General features: G+C 70.2%; 14 protein-coding genes. 9 read left to right on the top strand and 5 right to left on the bottom strand.

What is annotated here, in order from left to right; genetic code table 11:
* Positions 1–6: 6 nt before the first annotated feature.
* The 4 genes from ACYVF6_RS05765 to ACYVF6_RS05750 all read right to left on the bottom strand — a co-directional run bounded on the left by ACYVF6_RS05765 (position 7) and on the right by ACYVF6_RS05750 (position 5,670).
* Positions 7–885, bottom strand: a complete 879-nt coding sequence (locus ACYVF6_RS05765; RefSeq protein WP_460516669.1) for an SMP-30/gluconolactonase/LRE family protein — start codon at positions 883–885, stop codon at positions 7–9.
* A 30-nt stretch (positions 886–915) separates the two neighbouring features.
* Positions 916–1,479, bottom strand: a complete 564-nt coding sequence (locus ACYVF6_RS05760) for a hypothetical protein (protein ID WP_460516666.1) — start codon at positions 1,477–1,479, stop codon at positions 916–918.
* 374 nt (positions 1,480–1,853) lie between these two features.
* Positions 1,854–3,851 carry an acyltransferase family protein gene (locus ACYVF6_RS05755; protein WP_460516663.1) on the bottom strand — a complete coding sequence of 666 codons (1,998 nt, stop codon included), beginning with the start codon at positions 3,849–3,851 and terminating at the stop codon, positions 1,854–1,856.
* Positions 3,852–3,873: 22 nt separating this feature from the next.
* Positions 3,874–5,670: an IlvD/Edd family dehydratase gene (locus ACYVF6_RS05750; protein ID WP_460516660.1), complete on the bottom strand. Its 1,797-nt coding sequence runs from the start codon at positions 5,668–5,670 to the stop codon at positions 3,874–3,876.
* A 323-nt stretch (positions 5,671–5,993) separates the two neighbouring features.
* On the opposite strand from ACYVF6_RS05750, the gene ACYVF6_RS05745 reads away from it, so the two are divergent.
* From ACYVF6_RS05745 to glsA, 9 genes are all read left to right on the top strand, one after another.
* The gene (locus tag ACYVF6_RS05745; RefSeq protein ID WP_460516657.1) at positions 5,994–7,238 is read left to right on the top strand and encodes an MFS transporter; all 1,245 of its coding nucleotides are present in this window, start codon (positions 5,994–5,996) and stop codon (positions 7,236–7,238) included.
* A gap of 231 nt (positions 7,239–7,469) precedes the next feature.
* A complete protein-coding gene (locus ACYVF6_RS05740; protein WP_460516655.1) occupies positions 7,470–8,393 on the top strand; it encodes a fumarylacetoacetate hydrolase family protein in 924 nt (307 codons plus the stop codon).
* A complete protein-coding gene (locus ACYVF6_RS05735) occupies positions 8,390–9,859 on the top strand; it encodes an aldehyde dehydrogenase (NADP(+)) (RefSeq protein ID WP_460516652.1) in 1,470 nt (489 codons plus the stop codon). The genes ACYVF6_RS05740 and ACYVF6_RS05735 overlap by 4 nt, the downstream gene beginning before the upstream one ends.
* Before the next feature lie 162 nt (positions 9,860–10,021).
* Positions 10,022–11,056, top strand: a complete 1,035-nt coding sequence (locus ACYVF6_RS05730; protein WP_460516649.1) for a LacI family DNA-binding transcriptional regulator — start codon at positions 10,022–10,024, stop codon at positions 11,054–11,056.
* Entirely contained in the window at positions 11,053–11,868 is an 816-nt protein-coding gene (locus tag ACYVF6_RS05725) for a sugar phosphate isomerase/epimerase family protein (protein ID WP_460516647.1), read from the top strand. Before ACYVF6_RS05730 ends, ACYVF6_RS05725 begins: the two co-directional genes overlap by 4 nt.
* Positions 11,865–12,596 carry an SDR family oxidoreductase gene (locus tag ACYVF6_RS05720; protein ID WP_460516644.1) on the top strand — a complete coding sequence of 244 codons (732 nt, stop codon included), beginning with the start codon at positions 11,865–11,867 and terminating at the stop codon, positions 12,594–12,596. Before ACYVF6_RS05725 ends, ACYVF6_RS05720 begins: the two co-directional genes overlap by 4 nt.
* Positions 12,597–12,609: 13 nt before the next feature.
* A complete protein-coding gene (locus tag ACYVF6_RS05715) occupies positions 12,610–13,608 on the top strand; it encodes a hydroxyacid dehydrogenase (RefSeq protein WP_460516641.1) in 999 nt (332 codons plus the stop codon).
* 37 nt (positions 13,609–13,645) lie between these two features.
* Complete coding sequence (locus tag ACYVF6_RS05710; RefSeq protein WP_460516638.1) at positions 13,646–14,401, top strand: SDR family NAD(P)-dependent oxidoreductase; 756 nt, start codon at positions 13,646–13,648, stop codon at positions 14,399–14,401.
* Positions 14,402–14,448: 47 nt separating this feature from the next.
* Complete coding sequence (gene glsA / locus ACYVF6_RS05705; RefSeq protein WP_460516635.1) at positions 14,449–15,402, top strand: glutaminase; 954 nt, start codon at positions 14,449–14,451, stop codon at positions 15,400–15,402.
* 11 nt (positions 15,403–15,413) lie between these two features.
* Here the strand turns inward: glsA and ACYVF6_RS05700 are convergent, their stop codons facing one another.
* The gene (locus ACYVF6_RS05700; protein WP_460516631.1) at positions 15,414–16,850 is read right to left on the bottom strand and encodes an Nramp family divalent metal transporter; all 1,437 of its coding nucleotides are present in this window, start codon (positions 16,848–16,850) and stop codon (positions 15,414–15,416) included.
* Between the last annotated feature and the right edge of the window lie 39 nt (positions 16,851–16,889).

The raw sequence follows: 16,889 nt of genomic DNA, 5'->3' as shown, positions 1-16,889 counted from the left end.
ATTCGGCTAGCCGGCGAAGTCGAGAGCGGGCAGGCCCTGGACACCCGGCTTGGCGCGGAACAGCGCGCCGGCCTGGGGCTGCTCGTCGTCCGCGAGGCCTTGGCGGGACGTGGTGATGTAGAGCTCGTCCAGGTCGGGGCCGCCGAAGGTGCAGGCGGACACCTGCCTGGCCGGCAGCCCGTCGATGACGCCGTCGAGCTTGCCGTCCGGGGTGTAGCGGTGCACCGCCGAGCCGCCCCACAAGGCGACCCAGAGGTAGCCCTGCCCGTCGACCGTCATGCCGTCCGGCGAGCCCTGGTCAGCCGGGATCGAGACCACCGTACGGCGGGAGTCGAGCACCAAGCCCGCTTCCGGCGACCAGTCGAACGCGTCGACGTTGTGCGTCGGGGTGTCGATGTAGTAAGCCACCGAGTGGTCCGGGCTCCACGCGAGCCCGTTCGAAATGGTCACACCGCTCAGCACCACCGCCGTCGAGCCGGACGGGTCGAGCTGGAACAGCGTGCCGGCGCCCGGCGTCGCGGCATACGCCATGGTGCCCGCCAGGAATCGTCCCAACGGGTCGGTGGCGCCGTCGTTCATCCGGATGCCGGTGTCGGACCACAGCTCGCCGAGGCCCCGCACCTCACCGGACGCGGAGACGAGCGCGAACTCGCGTTCCAGCGCGGCCACCATCCCGCCCGCGTGCTCACCCGCACGTGGCCGGATCACGCCGACGACCGTGCCGACGGGGAACCGCGTGATCGCGCCCGTCGTACGGTCGAACGCGAGCACGTCGCCCGCCAGCATGTCGACGAACCGCAGGCCGCCCCACGACTCCGACCACACCGGCCCCTCGCCGTGGTGCGCCTCGACAGCACTGACCTGTTCGGCTACGGCATCCGCCATCGCTGAGATCTCCTTGCTCTGTTGCCCGGACTACTCGGTCGGGTCCGTCAGCTGATGCTGCTCGACTATCCGCCCGACCAGTTCCCGAAACGGCTCGTGCGGCGACCGGAGGTACGGAGCGACCAGCTCGCGCAGCCGGGCGGCTGTGTCTTCGCGGCTCAGCAGGTCGTTGCCCGCGATCGCGAAGTACTGGCTGATCAACGTGGACTCGTCGCCTTCGTCGAGCCACTCTCGCTGGGTCGCCGCCGAAGGCAGCTGGACACCCATCGACGCGATCGCGCCGATCACGTCGTACGGAAGGTCGTCCGGCAGCTGGTCGTTGGCCGGCCAGTGGTCCTTCTCCAGCCCGGCCAGCAGCCCGGCGACGGCGGACCGGTCCGGCTCGGGCGGGTAGTCCACCTCCAGCGTGAGGTGGCAGCCCGCCCAGGAGTACTGGCAGTCGATCGTCACGAGCGAACGCGAGAACAACGTGTCCATCGAGGTGTACGGCGTGCTGAACGACTCGCCGGCGGCGTCGGTGTAGTGGCCGCTGTGCAGCGTCCACTGGTACATCGTGAGGAAGCCGTTGAAGATCAGCGCGCGCTCGAGCTCCACGACGTCCTCGATCGCCGCCTGTCAGAGCAGCCACTGTCGGCTCGACCGGCACCTCGACCAGCGGTACGGATCCGCCGAGCGAGGTCGTGGGATTCTCGACGTTCGGCGACAGGGGTTCTTCGAAGGTGTCGGCGAACCGTGCGTACGGGACGTCGGGTTCACCGGCGCGCAGCAGCAGCCCGATCCCGCGGCCGGTCGCGGCGCCGAACTCGCCGATGGCACCGATCCGGATCAGGGCGGCGTCGGAGATCTCGGCGTCGGCCGGCAGGAAACGGAATCCGAGCGCGGCCAGCTCGTCGGAGCCGGCGAGAACCGAGTGCCACCGCGGAAGGGCCATCGCACGATCCAACCACAGGCGCCGATGTCGCGGGGTACTAGAACCGGGGGTGCCGGTGCCGCTCGACGACCGGGACCAGGGCCCTTTCCAGCGTTGGCCGCAACCGGTCGACGAACGTCTTGGTCAGGTGCGAGGTCTGCCGATAGACCAGCAGGCCGTCGCGTACGGCCGGGCAGCGCGAGCCCTCGCAGATCGCGTCGTTCAGGTCGACGACCGACACGCCTGGCACGGCCTTCGCCGCCGTCAGCAACGAGAAGGCGGCACCAACGCGTTCGGCGGGTGCGCGGTCGAACGTGCAGGCATCGGGATCGGCGCGATGCTCGTCCACACAGGAGTACGTCGAGGCGGTCGGCGGGTGCGGGTTGTCCTGCACCACCGCGATCGTGACCCCTGCCCGGGTAAGCCGCGTCCAGTGGTCGCGCAGTCCACGGATCATCGCGGCAGGGCTGCTGCCCTTGGCCGGGTCGGTGGGATCGTCGAGCGCGTCCGGCTTGTGCTGCGACGTGACCACGACGTCCGGCGGGTCGGCCAGCAGCGTGGCGAGAACGTTCCGGTTCCACTTCGTGCAACTGACGAACGGCCCGCCGTCCCCAGGGTCGACGATCGTCGCGGCGGCGAAGGGGCAGGCCGACTTGGTGTAGGTCCGGATCCGCCAGCCGTGGGTTTCGCCGATCCGGTCGAGCGCCGAGATCCACTGCAGGACCTTGGAGTCGCCGACAACCGCGACGTCGTAGCGGCCGGCCGGATCGCCGTACGTGCAGGAGACCGGCTCGGCGGACTCGCCGTTGACCTGGCAGCCACGGGCGTAGGAGTCCGGTACGTCCTTGGTGGCGGCCAGCGGGTCGGGTGTGATGCCGGGGGCGATCTGCCGGACGGCGATGACGGCGACGAGCAGCAGTCCGGTCGCCGCGCCGGCCAGCGTGAGACCGGCGCCGACGCCGAGCGCCCGGCCCGGCCGCCGGACCAGTGCGCGGTGGAAGCGGACGGGGTTCTCGACCAGCTTGTGCGTCAGCCAGGCAGGAACGAACGACAGCGTGACCACGGCCAGCCCCTGCCAGGGCTCGAGCTCGCCGAAGTACGCGGCGGCGAACACGACCATCGGCCAGTGCCACAGATAGAGCACGTACGAAAGCCGGCCGGTGAACTGGAACGGCCGCAGGCCCAGCAACACCGCCGGCCCGTGGCGCGGGCTCGACGACCCGGCCAGGATGACGGCGGCCGTGCCGAGCGTCGGCAGCAGGGCCGCGTAGCCGGGCCAGGCCGTGAGCGGCGAGAAGCAGAACGCGGAGACGGCGACGCCCGCGAGCCCGACCCAGCCGACGCCGGCCGCGACGGCAGGAGGGAGTCGCACCTCCCGGGCGGCGAGCAGTGCCGCGCCCGCGCCGACGGCCAGCTCCCAGAGGCGCGTCGTCGTGACGAAGAACGCCACGGCCGGCTGCTGGGCGCTCAGGTGGACCGACCAGGCCAGCGACCCGCCCCCGATCACCGCGAGTCCGATCGCCCGGCCCCGGCCCGGGCCACGCCGGCCGCCGGGGAAGAGCTTGGCCAGCAGGAGCAGGAGCAGCGGCCAGAGCAGGTAGAACTGCTCCTCGACCGCCAGCGACCAGAAGTGCTGCACCGGCGACACGATCGAGTCCTCGGCGAGGTAGTCGACCGAACGGCCGGCCAGCCGCCAGTTGACGACGTACCCCGCGGCCGACGCGATGTCGCCGCCCACCTCCGACCAGCGGACGGCAGGTAGCACCACGACCGTCGCGATGCCGGTCGCCAGCAGCACCACTGCGGCGCTGGGCAGCAGCCGCCGGGCGCGGCGGGCGTAGAACGCGAGCAGCCCGATCCGGCCGGTGGCGTCGAGCTCCCTGGTCAGCAGTCCGGTGATGAGGAAGCCGGAGATGACGAAGAAGACGTCGACGCCGACGTATCCGGCCGGCAGGAACGGCAGGCCCGCGTGGTACAGCAACACCAGGCCGACGGCGATCGCACGTAGGCCCTCGACGTCGGCCCTGGTTCGCCGGGCGTTCGGCTCGGGCTGCACCCGCTCAGGTTAGAGCCGGGCCTTAATGCGACTCCCGTGGGATCTGAGCACCGCGGCCGCCGCGGAGGAAGTCGAAGTCGGCGCCCTCGTCGGCCTGCAGGACGTGCTCGGTGTAGAGCCAGGCGTACCCGCTGGTGTGCTCCGGGTCGGGTGCCTTCCACTCCGCCCGCCGCCGTTCCAGCTCCTCGTCGGACACCAGCAGCGACAGCGACCGCGCGGGTACGTCGAGCTTGATCCGGTCGCCCGTACGCACCAGCGCCAGCGGCCCGCCCAGCGCCGCTTCGGGCGCGACGTGCAGCACCACCGTGCCGTAGCCGGTGCCGCTCATCCGGCCGTCGCAGATGCGGATCATGTCGGTGACGCCGGCCCGCAGCAGCTTGGCGGGCAGCGGGACGTTCGACACCTCCGGCATGCCCGGGTAGCCCTTCGGCCCGGCGTAGCGGATCACCAGGATGTCCGACGCGTCGACGTCGAAGTCGGGGTCGTCGGCGACTTCGTGGTACGCCTCCGGCGAGTCGAACACCAGCGCCCGACCCTCGTGCCGCAGTAGCTCGGGCGTCGACGCCGACCGCTTGATGACCGCACCGCCGGGCGCCAGGTTGCCGTGCAGGACGGCGGTTCCGTTGTCGGCCGGCTGGAACGGCGAGGCCAGCGGCGTGATCACGTCGGTGTTCCAGTTCTCGGCGTCTGCCACGTTCGCGCCGATGCCCTGGCCCGTCACCGTGATCTGCGAGTCGTTGAGCAGGCCGGCGTTCGAGAGCTCCTTCAGCACGACCGGCAGCCCACCGGCGTAGCAGAAGTCCTCCATGAGGTACTTGCCCGACGGCATCAGGTTGACCAGCGTCGGCACCGGCTTGGCCAGGACGTCGAAGTCGTCGAGGTTCAGCTCCACACCCAGCCGGCCGGCGATGGCCGTCAGGTGGATGATCGCGTTCGTCGAGCCGCCGATCGCCGCGTTGGCGCGGATCGCGTTCTCGAACGCCTCCCTCGTCATGATCTGGCTCGGCCGCAGGTCCTCCTCGACCATCGCGACGATCCGCTGGCCCGCCGAGGCGGCGACTTCGTAGCGCCGCGCGTCGACCGCCGGCCAGGTCGCCGACCCCGGCAGCTGCATGCCGAGCGCCTCGGCGACGCAAGCCATGGTTGACGCGGTGCCCATCGTCATGCAGTGCCCGTTGGAGCGTGCCATGCACCCTTCGGCGAAGTAGCACTCCTCCTGGGTCATCTTGCCGGTCTTGAGGTCTTCCTCGAACTTCCAGACGTGGGTGCCGGAGCCGACGTCCTCGCCGCGGAACTTGCCGTTCAGCATCGGACCGCCGGTCACCATGATCGCCGGCAGGTCGACCGACGACGCTCCCATCAGCAGGCCCGGCGTGGTCTTGTCGCAGCCGGACAGCAGCACAACACCGTCGAGCGGGTTGGCCCGGATCAACTCCTCGGCCTCCATCGCCAGCAGGTTGCGGTAGAGCATCGCGGTCGGGCGCATCAGCGACTCGCCGGTCGCGAGCGCCGGGAACTCCAGCGGGAACCCGCCGGCCTGCCACACGCCACGCTTGACCGCCTCGGCCACGCGATGCAGGTGGGCGTTGCACGGTGCCAACTCCGACCACGTGGTCGCGATACCGATCACCGGCCGGCCGTCGAACACGTCCGGCCCGAAGCCCTGGTTGCGCATCCACGACCGGTGCGCCATCCCGGAACGTCCGGTCGCGCCGAACCACGCCTGACTTCGGCGATGGTTGGGCCAGTCACGCGATCCGTACGTGGTCTTGGTCGCCGGCTTGGCGTCCGGCTCCCCGCTGCCTGTGGTGTTACTCACGGCTGTCCTGTCCCATCGCCTGCGTTAGTCCGCATTTACGCAGAGTGCCCTATCGCCGTGTCCGGTTCCGGACGGCCCCGATGCCGTGCGTCAGGACACCCTGACGGATAGCGTTCTCTCCAGTTGCGACAGCATAGACATCTGATGTCGAAGAAGACACGGGAATGTCACGCACCGGCCAGCAGGGAACTGGGCAGCGCTGGGCGCAGGCAGGAAGAGGGTCGGGGAGGACGAGTGAAAGAACAGCGCGTCCAGAATCGGGGGGACAGAAGGAGCACGGGTCACGCCCGAGCGTCCGTGAGCATGTCCGTGTACGGGTAGACGTGCACGAGCGCACACCGTCGCCGTACCGCGACGTCAGGTTCCTCGGATACATCCTCGCGCGCGGCCTCAGCGTGGTCGGCGACAACATCTGGTGGGTGGCCGTCGGGTGGGCCGCGGCCCAGCTCGGCGACCCGAGCCTCACCGGCGTGGTGCTCGCCGCGGCAGGCGTACCCAGGGTCCTGCTGATGCTGTTCGGCGGCGCGCTCTCCGACCTGCGCGGAGCTCGGCCGATCATGCTGCTGAGCGACTTCGCCGCCGCTGTCGCGGCCGCGATCGCCGCGGTGGTGGCGCTCGGCCAGGACGAGGTCGGTGCCTGGCTGCTGATCGGCATGGGCATCGTGTTCGGCACGATCGACTCGTTCTACCTGCCCGCGGCCAACTCCTACCTCGCCACGTTGCTTCCGCAGGACCGGCTGGCCCGGGGCGCCACGATCCGGCAGTTCACCAACGGGCTGGCCAACGCCGGCGGCCGCAGCCTCGGCGGCATCCTGGTCGCGCTCGGCGGGTTCAGCCTGGCCGCGTTCACCAACGCCGCGTCGTTCTTCGTCTGCTTCGTCATCCTGGTCTTCGTCCGGCCGCGGCGGGAGCTGCCGAAGCCGCCGGCGTCCACCTCGGTCCGGCAGGCGCTGGCCGAGGGTCTGCGGTACGTCGCCGCGACGCCGCTGATCCGCGGCCTGGCCGGACTGGTGCTGATCCTGAACGCGGTCACGACGCCGGTCACGACCGTCGGCCTGGCGTTACGCGCCGAGCCGGCCGGCTGGGGCTCGCAGGGGTACGGCCTGGTCGCCGCGTTCCTCGGCGTCGGCGGGCTGGTCGGCAGCTTCATCGGCTCGGTGGTCCGGCCGCCGACCCGGGCCGGGCTGGCCGTCGGGTTAGGTGCGCTGACCGGCGTCGCGCCACTCGCGATCGTCGCCGTCGGCACGTCGCTTCCGTGGGTCTGCGTGGCGACCGGTCTGTGGACGGCGTGCACGGGCTACGTCAGCTCGATCCTGGCCGCGATCCTGCTGACGTCGACCAAACCCGAGGTTCTCGGCCGCGTGCAGAGCGTCGTGACCATGTTGGCCAACGCCGTGACGCCGGTCGCCAACGCGCTGTTCGGCGTGCTGGTCGGAGTCTTCGGGCTGAACTGGGTCGGCGTCGGATGTGTGATCGCCTTCGTCGCGACCGTCGCGTGGATCCTGGCCTCCCGCGAGATCCGGGACGCGCGCCTGCCCTCAGGCGACGGGGCCGAAATCGGACGGTGAAGCCCGTTCGCCCGCACCTACTAGTCCGTCGCTCATGGAGAGCGCTGGTTAAGCTCGCGGCGCATCCGCGCCGCGCTGGCGGTGCCGCGGCCCGAAGATCGTGTCGGGCATACGGGCGAGGGTTGCGGTGCCGTCAGCGTGGATGCGGGGCGTCGCGAGTCAGGCGATATCCATGAGCGACGGGCTAGGGTCGGTGGGGGACCGCGTGAGCGCGCGAAGGGAGCAGGACAGGTGCAGATAGTCCGGTACGCAGATCGGCGCAAGCAACAGGTGACGGTGGGGGTGCTCAGCGACGACGGCGCCACGATCACCGAACTGTCCGTCGCCGGGAGCATCTCGAACCTCCTGCGGTTGTCCGTCGCGGAGCTCGAGGCGCTGGTCGCCGAAACGGTGAAGTCCGGCGACTCCGTACCCTCCGACCAGGTGTTGCTCCTGCCGCCGGTCGACGGCGCGACCGAGGTCTGGGCGTCGGGTGTCACCTACGAACGCTCGATGGCCGCGCGGGTCGAGGAGAGCACCGAGAAGTCCGTGTACGAACGCGTCTACGACGCCGAGCGGCCGGAGCTGTTCTTCAAGTCCGTCGCCTGGCGCGTCGTCACCGACGGCGAGCCGATCGCGATCCGCGACGACTCCGGGCTCGACGTGCCCGAGCCCGAGCTCGGCCTGGTGATCAACTCCCGCGCCGAGATCGTGGGCTATGTCGTCTGCAACGACATGAGCTCGCGCTCGATCGAAGGCGAGAACCCCCTCTACCTGCCGCAGGCCAAGGTTTACGCCGGCAGCTGCGCGATCTCGTCCGGCATCCGGCCGGTCTGGGAGGTCGCCGACGCCCGTTCGCTCGACATCGAGCTGACCGTGCACCGCGACGGAAAGCCTGCCTGGCAAGGCGAAACCTCGACCGCGCGGATGAAGCGGCCCTTGGACGAGCTGGTGGCTTACCTCTTCCGCGGTGAGTCGTTCCCCGAGGGAGCGTTTCTCGCCACCGGGACGGGAATCATCCCCGAAATGAGCTTCACGCTGGCCGCCGGCGACCGGGTCGACATCGAGATCGCCTCGGTCGGCACGTTGTCCAACCCGGTGGTCGCGGGCAAGGCCGCTCTGGCCTGGCTCGCCGACGCCGTGTCCGATCCCTTTGTCCGGGAGACTGTTCGATGACCGCAACCACACCAGCCACCACGCCCGAGGAACTGGAGAGCATCCTCGCGGCCGCCCACGCCGCGGCTCGTCCGCTCGGGGCGCTGCGTCCTTCCCAGCGCGCCGTTCTGCTGCGCACCGTCGCCGACCAGTTGGACGCAGCCGCCGACGAGCTGGTTCAGCTCGCGATGGCCGAGACCCACTTGCTCGAAGGCCGGCTGCGCGGCGAGCTGACCCGCACGACGTTCCAGCTGCGGCTGTTCGGCGAAGTGCTCGAGGAGGGCTCCTACCTCGAGGCGACGATCGACCACGCGGATCCGTCGTGGGGGATGGGGCCGCGGCCCGACCTGCGCCGGATGCTCGTGCCGCTCGGGCCCGTGGTCGTGTTCGCCGCGAGCAACTTCCCGTTCGCGTTCAGTGTGGCCGGCGGTGACACCGCGTCGGCGCTGGCCGCCGGATGCCCGGTGATCCTAAAGGCACACTCGGGTCACCCAGCGCTGTCGGTGCGTACCGGCGAGATCGTCCGGGCCGCGCTGGCGGGCGCCGGCGCGCCGGCCGGCTCGTTCGCGGTCATCACCGGCACCGAGAACGGCTCGACCGCTCTGAAGGACCCGCGGGTGAAGGCCGGCTCGTTCACCGGCTCGATCCCGGGCGGGCGCGCGCTGTTCGACGTGGCGTCGTCGCGGCCCGACCCGATCCCGTTCTACGGCGAGCTCGGCAGCCTCAACCCCGTGTTCGTGACCGAGGGCGCGGTGAAGGCGCGTGGCGACGCGATCGCCTCGGGCTTCGTCGGCTCGTACACCCTCGGCGTCGGGCAGTTCTGCACCAAGCCCGGGCTGCTCTTCCTGCCGGCAGGGCACGGGCTCGAGTCGGCGATCGCCGCCGCCGCGCAGGAGATCGGGCCGGCGTCGCTGCTCAACCCCCGGATCGGCAAGGGCTACAACGAGGAGCTCGCGAAGCTCTCCGCCGCCGACGGTGTCGAGGTGCTGGTGCAGGCCGCCCCGGCCGACGGGCTGTCGGTCGCGCCGACGCTGCTGAAGACGACCGTCCCGGCGCTGCTCGAGCGCTCCGACGAGCTGCTGCAGGAGTGCTTCGGCCCGACTTCGTTCATCGTCGACTACAACAGCCTCGACGAGGCGGTCGCGGCGGCGGCCGCGTTCGAGGGCAACCTCACCGGCACGCTGCACGCCGAGGTCGAGGAGGCCGACGCGGTTGCGCCAGTGCTCGAGGTGCTGCGCGAACGCGTCGGGCGGGTGCTGTGGAACGGCTGGCCGACCGGCGTCTCGGTGACGTACGCGATGCAGCACGGCGGCCCCTGGCCCGCCACGTCGGCGTCGATCCACACCTCGGTCGGCACGACGGCGGCGCGCCGCTTCATGCGGCCGGTGAGCTACCAGGACCTGCCCGAGGCGCTGCTCCCGGAGGCCCTGCGCGAGGGCAACCTGCTCGGCATCGTCCGCCGGATCGACGGCAAGCTCGTCGTGTGAGCCAGCCATCCCCCGCCTGCCGCGAATGACCACGTTAACCACGTAATTGGCGGGTTAACCACGCCCCGGGGCGTGGCGAAGCACCTATTAGCGTGGCGAAGCACGCGGCCGGGATCGGTCGTGGCGTCGATTCTGCGGTGGTGAATCGTTAAACTAGTCCGTATGGGCGTCGATCGCGAGCGGGAAGTCACGATTCGCGACGTCGCGCTTCTCGCGCAGGTCTCGGTCACGACCGTCTCCAACCTGCTGAACGGCCGCGACCGGCGGATGCGGCCTGAGACGCGCGACCGCGTCACGGCGGCGATGACGGAGCTCGGCTTCCGGCCGAGCCGGCTGGCGCGGCAGCTGCGCACAGGGCAGGGCGGGATCGTCGGGCTGGTGGTGCCGTCGGTCGCCAACCCGTTCTGGGGTGGCTTCGCCAGAGCGGTCGAGGCCGAGGCGCTCACCCACGGGCTGCAGGTCCTGCTCTGCAACAGCGAACGCGACCCCGAGCGCGAGCAGGCCTATGTCGACGAGCTGTGGGCGACCGGCGTACGAGCGGTCGTGCTCGGCAGCTCGCCACTCAAACTCGACCACCTGCAAACCGCCCTCGACCGGGGGCTGCGCCTGGTCGCCGTCGACCGGGAGCCCCAGCCCGGCGATCCATCCACGTTGTGCAGCGTCAGCATCGACAACGAGGCCGGTGCGCGGACGGCGACCGAGCATCTGCTCGAGCTCGGACACCGCCGGATCGGCTTCCTGACCGGGCCGGTCACGACGATCAGCCGGCGCCGGCGGCTGGCGGGTTACCAGACCGCGTTGACGCAAGCCGATCTTGACATCGACGAGCGGCTCGTCTGGGAAGGCGGCGTCAGCGACTACGGCGGCGCGGAGAGCGCCGAGCTCGGGCGTACCGGCATGGCTGCGTTGCTCCGGCTGGACGATCCGCCGACCGCGGTCGTCACGGTCAACGACATGTATGCCATCGGCGCCTGCACGGCCGTTCGCGACGCCGGCCTGGAGGTGCCGGACGTGTCGGTGGTCGGCTTCGACGACATCGTGCTGGCCGCCCTGCACAACCCGCCGCTCACCACCGTACGCCAGCCGCTCGGCGAGCTGGCCCGCCTCGCGATCGAGCTGCTGCGCGCCGGCGCGGCGGCATCGCAGGTGGTCCAGCCGGAGCTGGTGATCCGCCAATCCACGAGGAGGGTGCATTGAGCTCAGCCACCAATCCCATGGTCCTGTTCACGAAACTGTTCGGGCAACGTGACCCGGGCGAGATCGGCCGGGTCGCGGCCGAGCTCGGCTTCGACGGCATCGATCTGCTCATCCGTCCGGGCTGCACGATAGATCCGGCCGAGGCGAGCCGGATTCCCCAGCTGGTGAAGGAGTTCCGGGCATCCGGGCTGTCGGTGCCGATGGCGACGACCGACCTCACCGACGTCAACGCCTTCCCCGTCGACGGGGTGTTCGGTGCGTGCGCAGAGGCTGGGATCGGCCTGATCCGGCTCGGCTACTGGACCTACGACGGCACGCGGCGCTACGCCGACCTCCGGGCCGAGGCGCGCGCCCACCTCGCCGAGCTCGCCGGCGCGGCCGGGCGGTTCGGCGTCCGGCTGGCGATCCAGCTGCACGGCGGCACGATCCACTCCTCCGGCGCACTCACCTCGGCACTGCTCGAAGGCCACGACCCGGCGCTGCTCGGCGCGTATCCCGATCCGGGCAACCAGGCCGTGCAGGACGGCCGCGAGGACTGGCGGTTGACGTTCGACGTGCTCGAACCCTGGCTCGCCTGTGTGGGCGTGAAGAACGGCGGCTGGGCCCGGCAGGCGACCGGCTGGGAGTCGGAGTGGCTCGGCCTCGCCGATGGCATGGTGCCGTGGCCCGCCATCCTCACCCACCTGCGGCGCACCGGGTTCACCGGACCGCTGTCGTTCCACAGCCACTACACCTGGCCGTACGACAAGGTGCTCGAGCAGACCGGCGCCGACCTGACCTATGTACGCGATCTGCTCGGGAGCAGCCGATGAGCCTGACATCCCTTACCGGCAAGGTGGTCCTGGTCGCCGGAGCCAGCAGCGGCATGGGCCGGGCGACCGCGCTCGCCGCCGCCGAGGCCGGTGCCGACCTCGTGTTGTTCGCCCGGCGGGCAGACGAGCTGGCACTCACCGAGGAGGCGGTCCGCGCGACGGGCAGCAAGGCGGTCTCCGTCGCCGGTGACGCGACCGACGCCCGAGCCGTCAAGCAGGCGGTGGACGCGGCGATCGACACGTTCGGCCGGCTGGACGTGCTGGTCAACAGCGTCGGTACGAACATCCGCGAGCGCGCGCTCACCGAGCTCACCGCCGAAGGCTGGAGCGAGCTGCTCCACGTCAACATCAACTCCGCGTTCGTGCTGACGCAGGCGGTGCTGCCGGTCTTCCGCCGGGCGGGCGAGGGCCTGCTGATCCACTACTCGTCGTCCGCCGCCAAGCGGCCGGACGCCTCGGGCGCCGGATACCAGGTGGGCAAGGCCGGCGTCGCCGCGCTCGCACACGCGACGATGGAGGAGGAACGCGCCAACGGAGTCCGCGTGACGGTCATCTATCCCGGCTTCACCGACACGGCGCTGGTGTTGAAGCGGCCCACGCCGCCGACCGCGGAGATGCTCGCGAACGCCTTGTGGCCCGAGGACATCGCCCAGATGTGCGTCGCCGTCATGCAGCTGCCGGCCCGGGCGCACGTACCCGAGCTGCTGCTCTACCCCACTCACTCCTGACGAAGGTTGGAACATGCGCCCCCGCGTTGCCGTACTGCTGTCCGAGCCGACTCGTCGAATGGTGCTGTCCGAGGCCGCGGAGGAGCGGCTCGCCGAAGTGGCGGACGTCCGGTTCGCGTCGGGTGAGCCCGGCGGCTGGGACCTGCCCGAGCTGGTACGAGGCGCGATCGCCTGCCTGTCCGGCTGGGGAACTCCGCCGCTGTCGGCCGAGCTGCTCGCCGCCCGGCCGGAGCTGCGGTTGGTCGCGCACACCGCGGGCAGCATCCGCCGGCTCGTTCCGCAGGAGCTGGTCGGGAAGCGGGTCGTGGTCTGCCAGTCGGCGGCCGTGATCGCGGAATCCGTTGCGGAGCTGGTGATCCTGCAGATGCTGTCGTCGATCCGCGAGCTGCACCTGCACGACGCCGGCCTCCGCGCGGGCGAGTCCTGGTCGGTGTTGCGCGAACGGCATCCCGGCCGGTTGCTCGGGGCGCAGACCGTCGGTGTGATCGGTGCGAGCCGAACCGGCCGGGCGGTGATCGGCCTGCTCCGGGCGTTCGGCTGCCGTGTGCTCGTCGTCGATCCGCTGCTCGACGAGCCGACGGCGAACGAGCTCGGCGTCGAGCTGGTGACACTGCCGGTACTGCTCGAGAGCAGCGACGTGGTGACGCTGCACGTACCGCTCCTGCCGGAGACCGAGAACCTGCTGGGCGCCGGCGAGCTCGCACGCCTACGCGACGGCGCGCTCCTGGTGAACAGCGCACGTGGCGGCCTGATCGAGCCGGAGGCGTTGCTCGCGGAGCTGCGGAGTGGCCGGATCAAGGCCGCGCTCGACGTCTTCCCAGCGGAACCCCTGCAGCCCGACAGCGAATGGCGCCGCCTGCCTGGGGTTTTGATCTCTCCGCACGCGGCCGGGCACACGGTGGAGTCGCATCGGATGCAAGGTGACGCGATGGTGCGGGAGATTCGACGGTTCGTGGCGGGAGAGCCCCTGCAGTACGAAGTCGCGGCAGAGATGGTAACTGTATTAGCTTGATTGGCTTGCTGCCACGGGGGGCCACGAGGAGGAACGAATGTCGATCGACCTGCGAGGCAAGACCGCGCTGGTCACAGGTGGCGCGGTCGGGATCGGTCGCGGCGTCGCGCTCGCGCTGGCCCGGGCGGGCGCGGACGTGGCGTTCACCTACCTCCGTAGCGATGCCACCCAGACCGGCCAGGAGATCTCGGCACTCGGCCGCCGGTGCGCGGCGTACGCCATGGACGCGACCAACAGCGGACACGTCGAGTCCGCGATCGGACGGGCCGCCAAGCGGCTCGGCGGCAAGTTCGACATCCTCGTCAACAACGCCGGCGGGCTGGTCGGTCGCACGCCGATCGCCGAGATGTCCGACGAGCACTGGTACCAAGTCATCAACCTCAACTTGACGAGCTGCTTCCTGTGCAGCCGGGCGATCCTGCGTTACATGCCGCCGGGCGGGCGGATCGTCAACATCTCCTCGCTGGCCGGCCAGAACGGCGGCGGGCACGGCGCGGCGGCCTATGCCGCGGCCAAGGCCGGCGTCCACGGCTTGACCAAGGGCATGGCCAAGGAGCTCGGCCCGCTCGGGATCACGGTCAACGCCGTGGCGCCCGGGCTGATCCTCGACACGCCTTTCCATCCGCAGCACACGCCGGAGGCCGACCAGCAGGCGACGATCGAGTCGACCCCCTTGGGGCGCGCGGGCTATCCCGGAGACGTCGCCGGTGCGGTGCTCTACTTCGCGTCCGACCTCGGCTCGTTCGCGACGGGCACGGTCATCGACCTCAACGGCGGAACCTACTTCGCCTGAGTCCCGGCTTCGAGATGAGGCCGGCCCTCTAGGGGTAAGTAGGGGCCATGGAACTCATCTCTCCCGAGGTCGTCGAGGCCGCCCTGCGGACACTGCACACGCAGATCAAGCCGATCACCGACGGCACCGTGTGGGATCACATTCCCGAGCTCGCGTCGGCCGACCCCGGCAGTTTCGGGCTGGCCATCGTCGGCATGAGCGGGCGTCGCTATCACGCCGGCGACGCGATGGAGACGCTGACGATGCAGTCGGTCTCCAAGCCGTTCGTCTACGCGCTCGTGCTGGCGAAGCTGGGCGCGGAGGTGGTCGATCGCTGGGTCCGCGCCGAGCCGAGCGGTGACGCGTTCAACGCGATCAGCCTGGAAGCCGAGACCGGCCGCCCGGCGAACGCGATGATCAACGCCGGCGCCATCGTGGTGAGCGGGCTGGTGCCCGGAGCCACCCAGGACGAACGCTTCGAGCGGATCCTCGACTGGTTCAGCGCGTGCGCGGGCCGCAGGCTTCGGATGGACGAGGCGGTCTACGCCTCGGAGCTTGCGACCGGCGACCGCAACCGGGCGCTGACGTACCTGATCCGCAGTCTCGGCGCGCTGCCCGGCACCGGGCTGGACGCACTGGACCTCTACCTCCGCCAGTGCGCCGTCCAGGTGACCACGTGCGACCTCGCGGTGATGGCGGCGACGCTGGCCAACGGCGGCGTCAACCCCGTCACCGGCGAGGCTGTGATGCCCGAGCCGGTGACGGTGCAGACCATGGCCGTGATGGCGACCTGTGGCATGTACGACGGTGCCGGCGACTGGCTGGTCCGGGTCGGGCTGCCCGCCAAGAGTGGCGTGTCCGGCGCGGTGCTGGCAGCCTGCCCGGACCGCTTCGGTGTGGCGGTCTACAGCCCGCCCCTGGACAACGTCGGCAACTCCGTGCGGGCCGTCGCGGCGTTGCGCGAGATGTCGGAGAACTACGGCCTGCACATGCTGCACAACCCCGCTCGGGCAGGGGATTGAGCAGGTTCGAGTCAGCCGCCGCCGAAGAGCTTCGCTCCCTGCTGGTAGATCGTGATGACGGCGAGCGTGCCGTAGAACAGGACCGCCAGCCCGATCACCACCGTACGGAACGTCCTGATCCGGATCTGCGGCATCAGCGCCCGCTTGTTCATCCAGATCAGCAGCACGCCGTAGATCGCCATCATCGTCCCGCTGACGCAGGAGGAGATCACGAGCAGCACCAGTGGCTGGTCGACGCCGATCAGCAGCACGAAGATGCCGAACGCCACCAGTCCCCAGACCAGCCAGAAGTAGATCCGGCTCTCCGAGATGCCCCTGCCACGAAGGTAGACCGTGGCCAGCAGGTCGGAGGCGAGCCGGCTGGTGTAGTCGATGATGCCCATCGCCGCCGCGAAGAGGGAGTAGGCGCCGATGACCCAGAACAGGTAGCCGAACCACGGTGCGACCGACTGCTTCAGCGCCTCACCCTCAACCCCGAGGAAGTCGATGGAGTTCTCCAGCCCGCTCTTGCCGTACACGGTCGAGAACGCCAGCATCGACATGAAGCCGATCGTGAAGCAGGTGATGAGGACGAACGTCGCGGCTTGCTCGACGTTGGCGAACCGCCACCAGCGCCGCCAGTTCTCCATGTTCTGAGCCGTGGGAGCGAAGGCGTATCCGGTCGACGGCGCGGCGACCGCTTCGTTGGTGACCGGGCTCACCAGCCGCGGAACGTACTTGCCCATCCCGAAGCTCTTGTCGCGGATCCAGTTGCTCTGGCAGAGGTTCTGGCCACCGCCGGCACCGGCGTAGGCGATCGCGCCGAGCATCAGCGCGAACTCCAGGTCGGGGATCCGGCCGAAGTGCGTCACGGCGTCGCCCAGCGAGCGCCAGGTGTCGGCGTTGATCGCGAAGACGATGGCGATCAGGAGGAACACCACGATCGCGGCGACCTTGACGAAAATGACGCGTTCCAAGGCGTTGTAGACGATCGGCGCGAGCGTCAGGACGGCGCCGCACGCGAGCAACATGACGACCGCGATCGCCGCGACGTTGCCGCCGCCGAAGATGTAGGTCACCATCGTGGCCGAGCTGGTCGCCCAGCCTGGCCACATGTTCGCGAAGTACGTCAGCACCGCGAAGACCAGGCCCCAGTGTTTCCACAAGCGGCTGAAACCGGTGAGCGCGGTTTCGCCCGTGGCCAGGGTGTAGCGCTCGATCTCCATGTTGAGGAACCACTGCGTGATAACGCCCAGCACAGCGCCCCAGAGAAACACCATGCCCACCTGGGACGCGATGTAGGGCCAGAGAATGAACTCGCCGGACGCGAGCCCGACGCCCGCTCCCACCAGGCCCGGCCCGATGATCCGCCAGGTGTTGGTCGGTGCGGGCGGGAGCTCGCGGACTTCCACACCGGGTAGGTGTTTGGTCGAAAGCGCTGGGGTGAAGCCGGCCTCGCCCGTTGCCATCTGCTCTCCCGTCTCTCGCCGGGGTTGCTGTGCATTACC

The sequence above is a fragment of the Flindersiella endophytica genome, from assembly GCF_054779015.1.
This window is presented reverse-complemented; position numbering and strand designations above follow the sequence as displayed.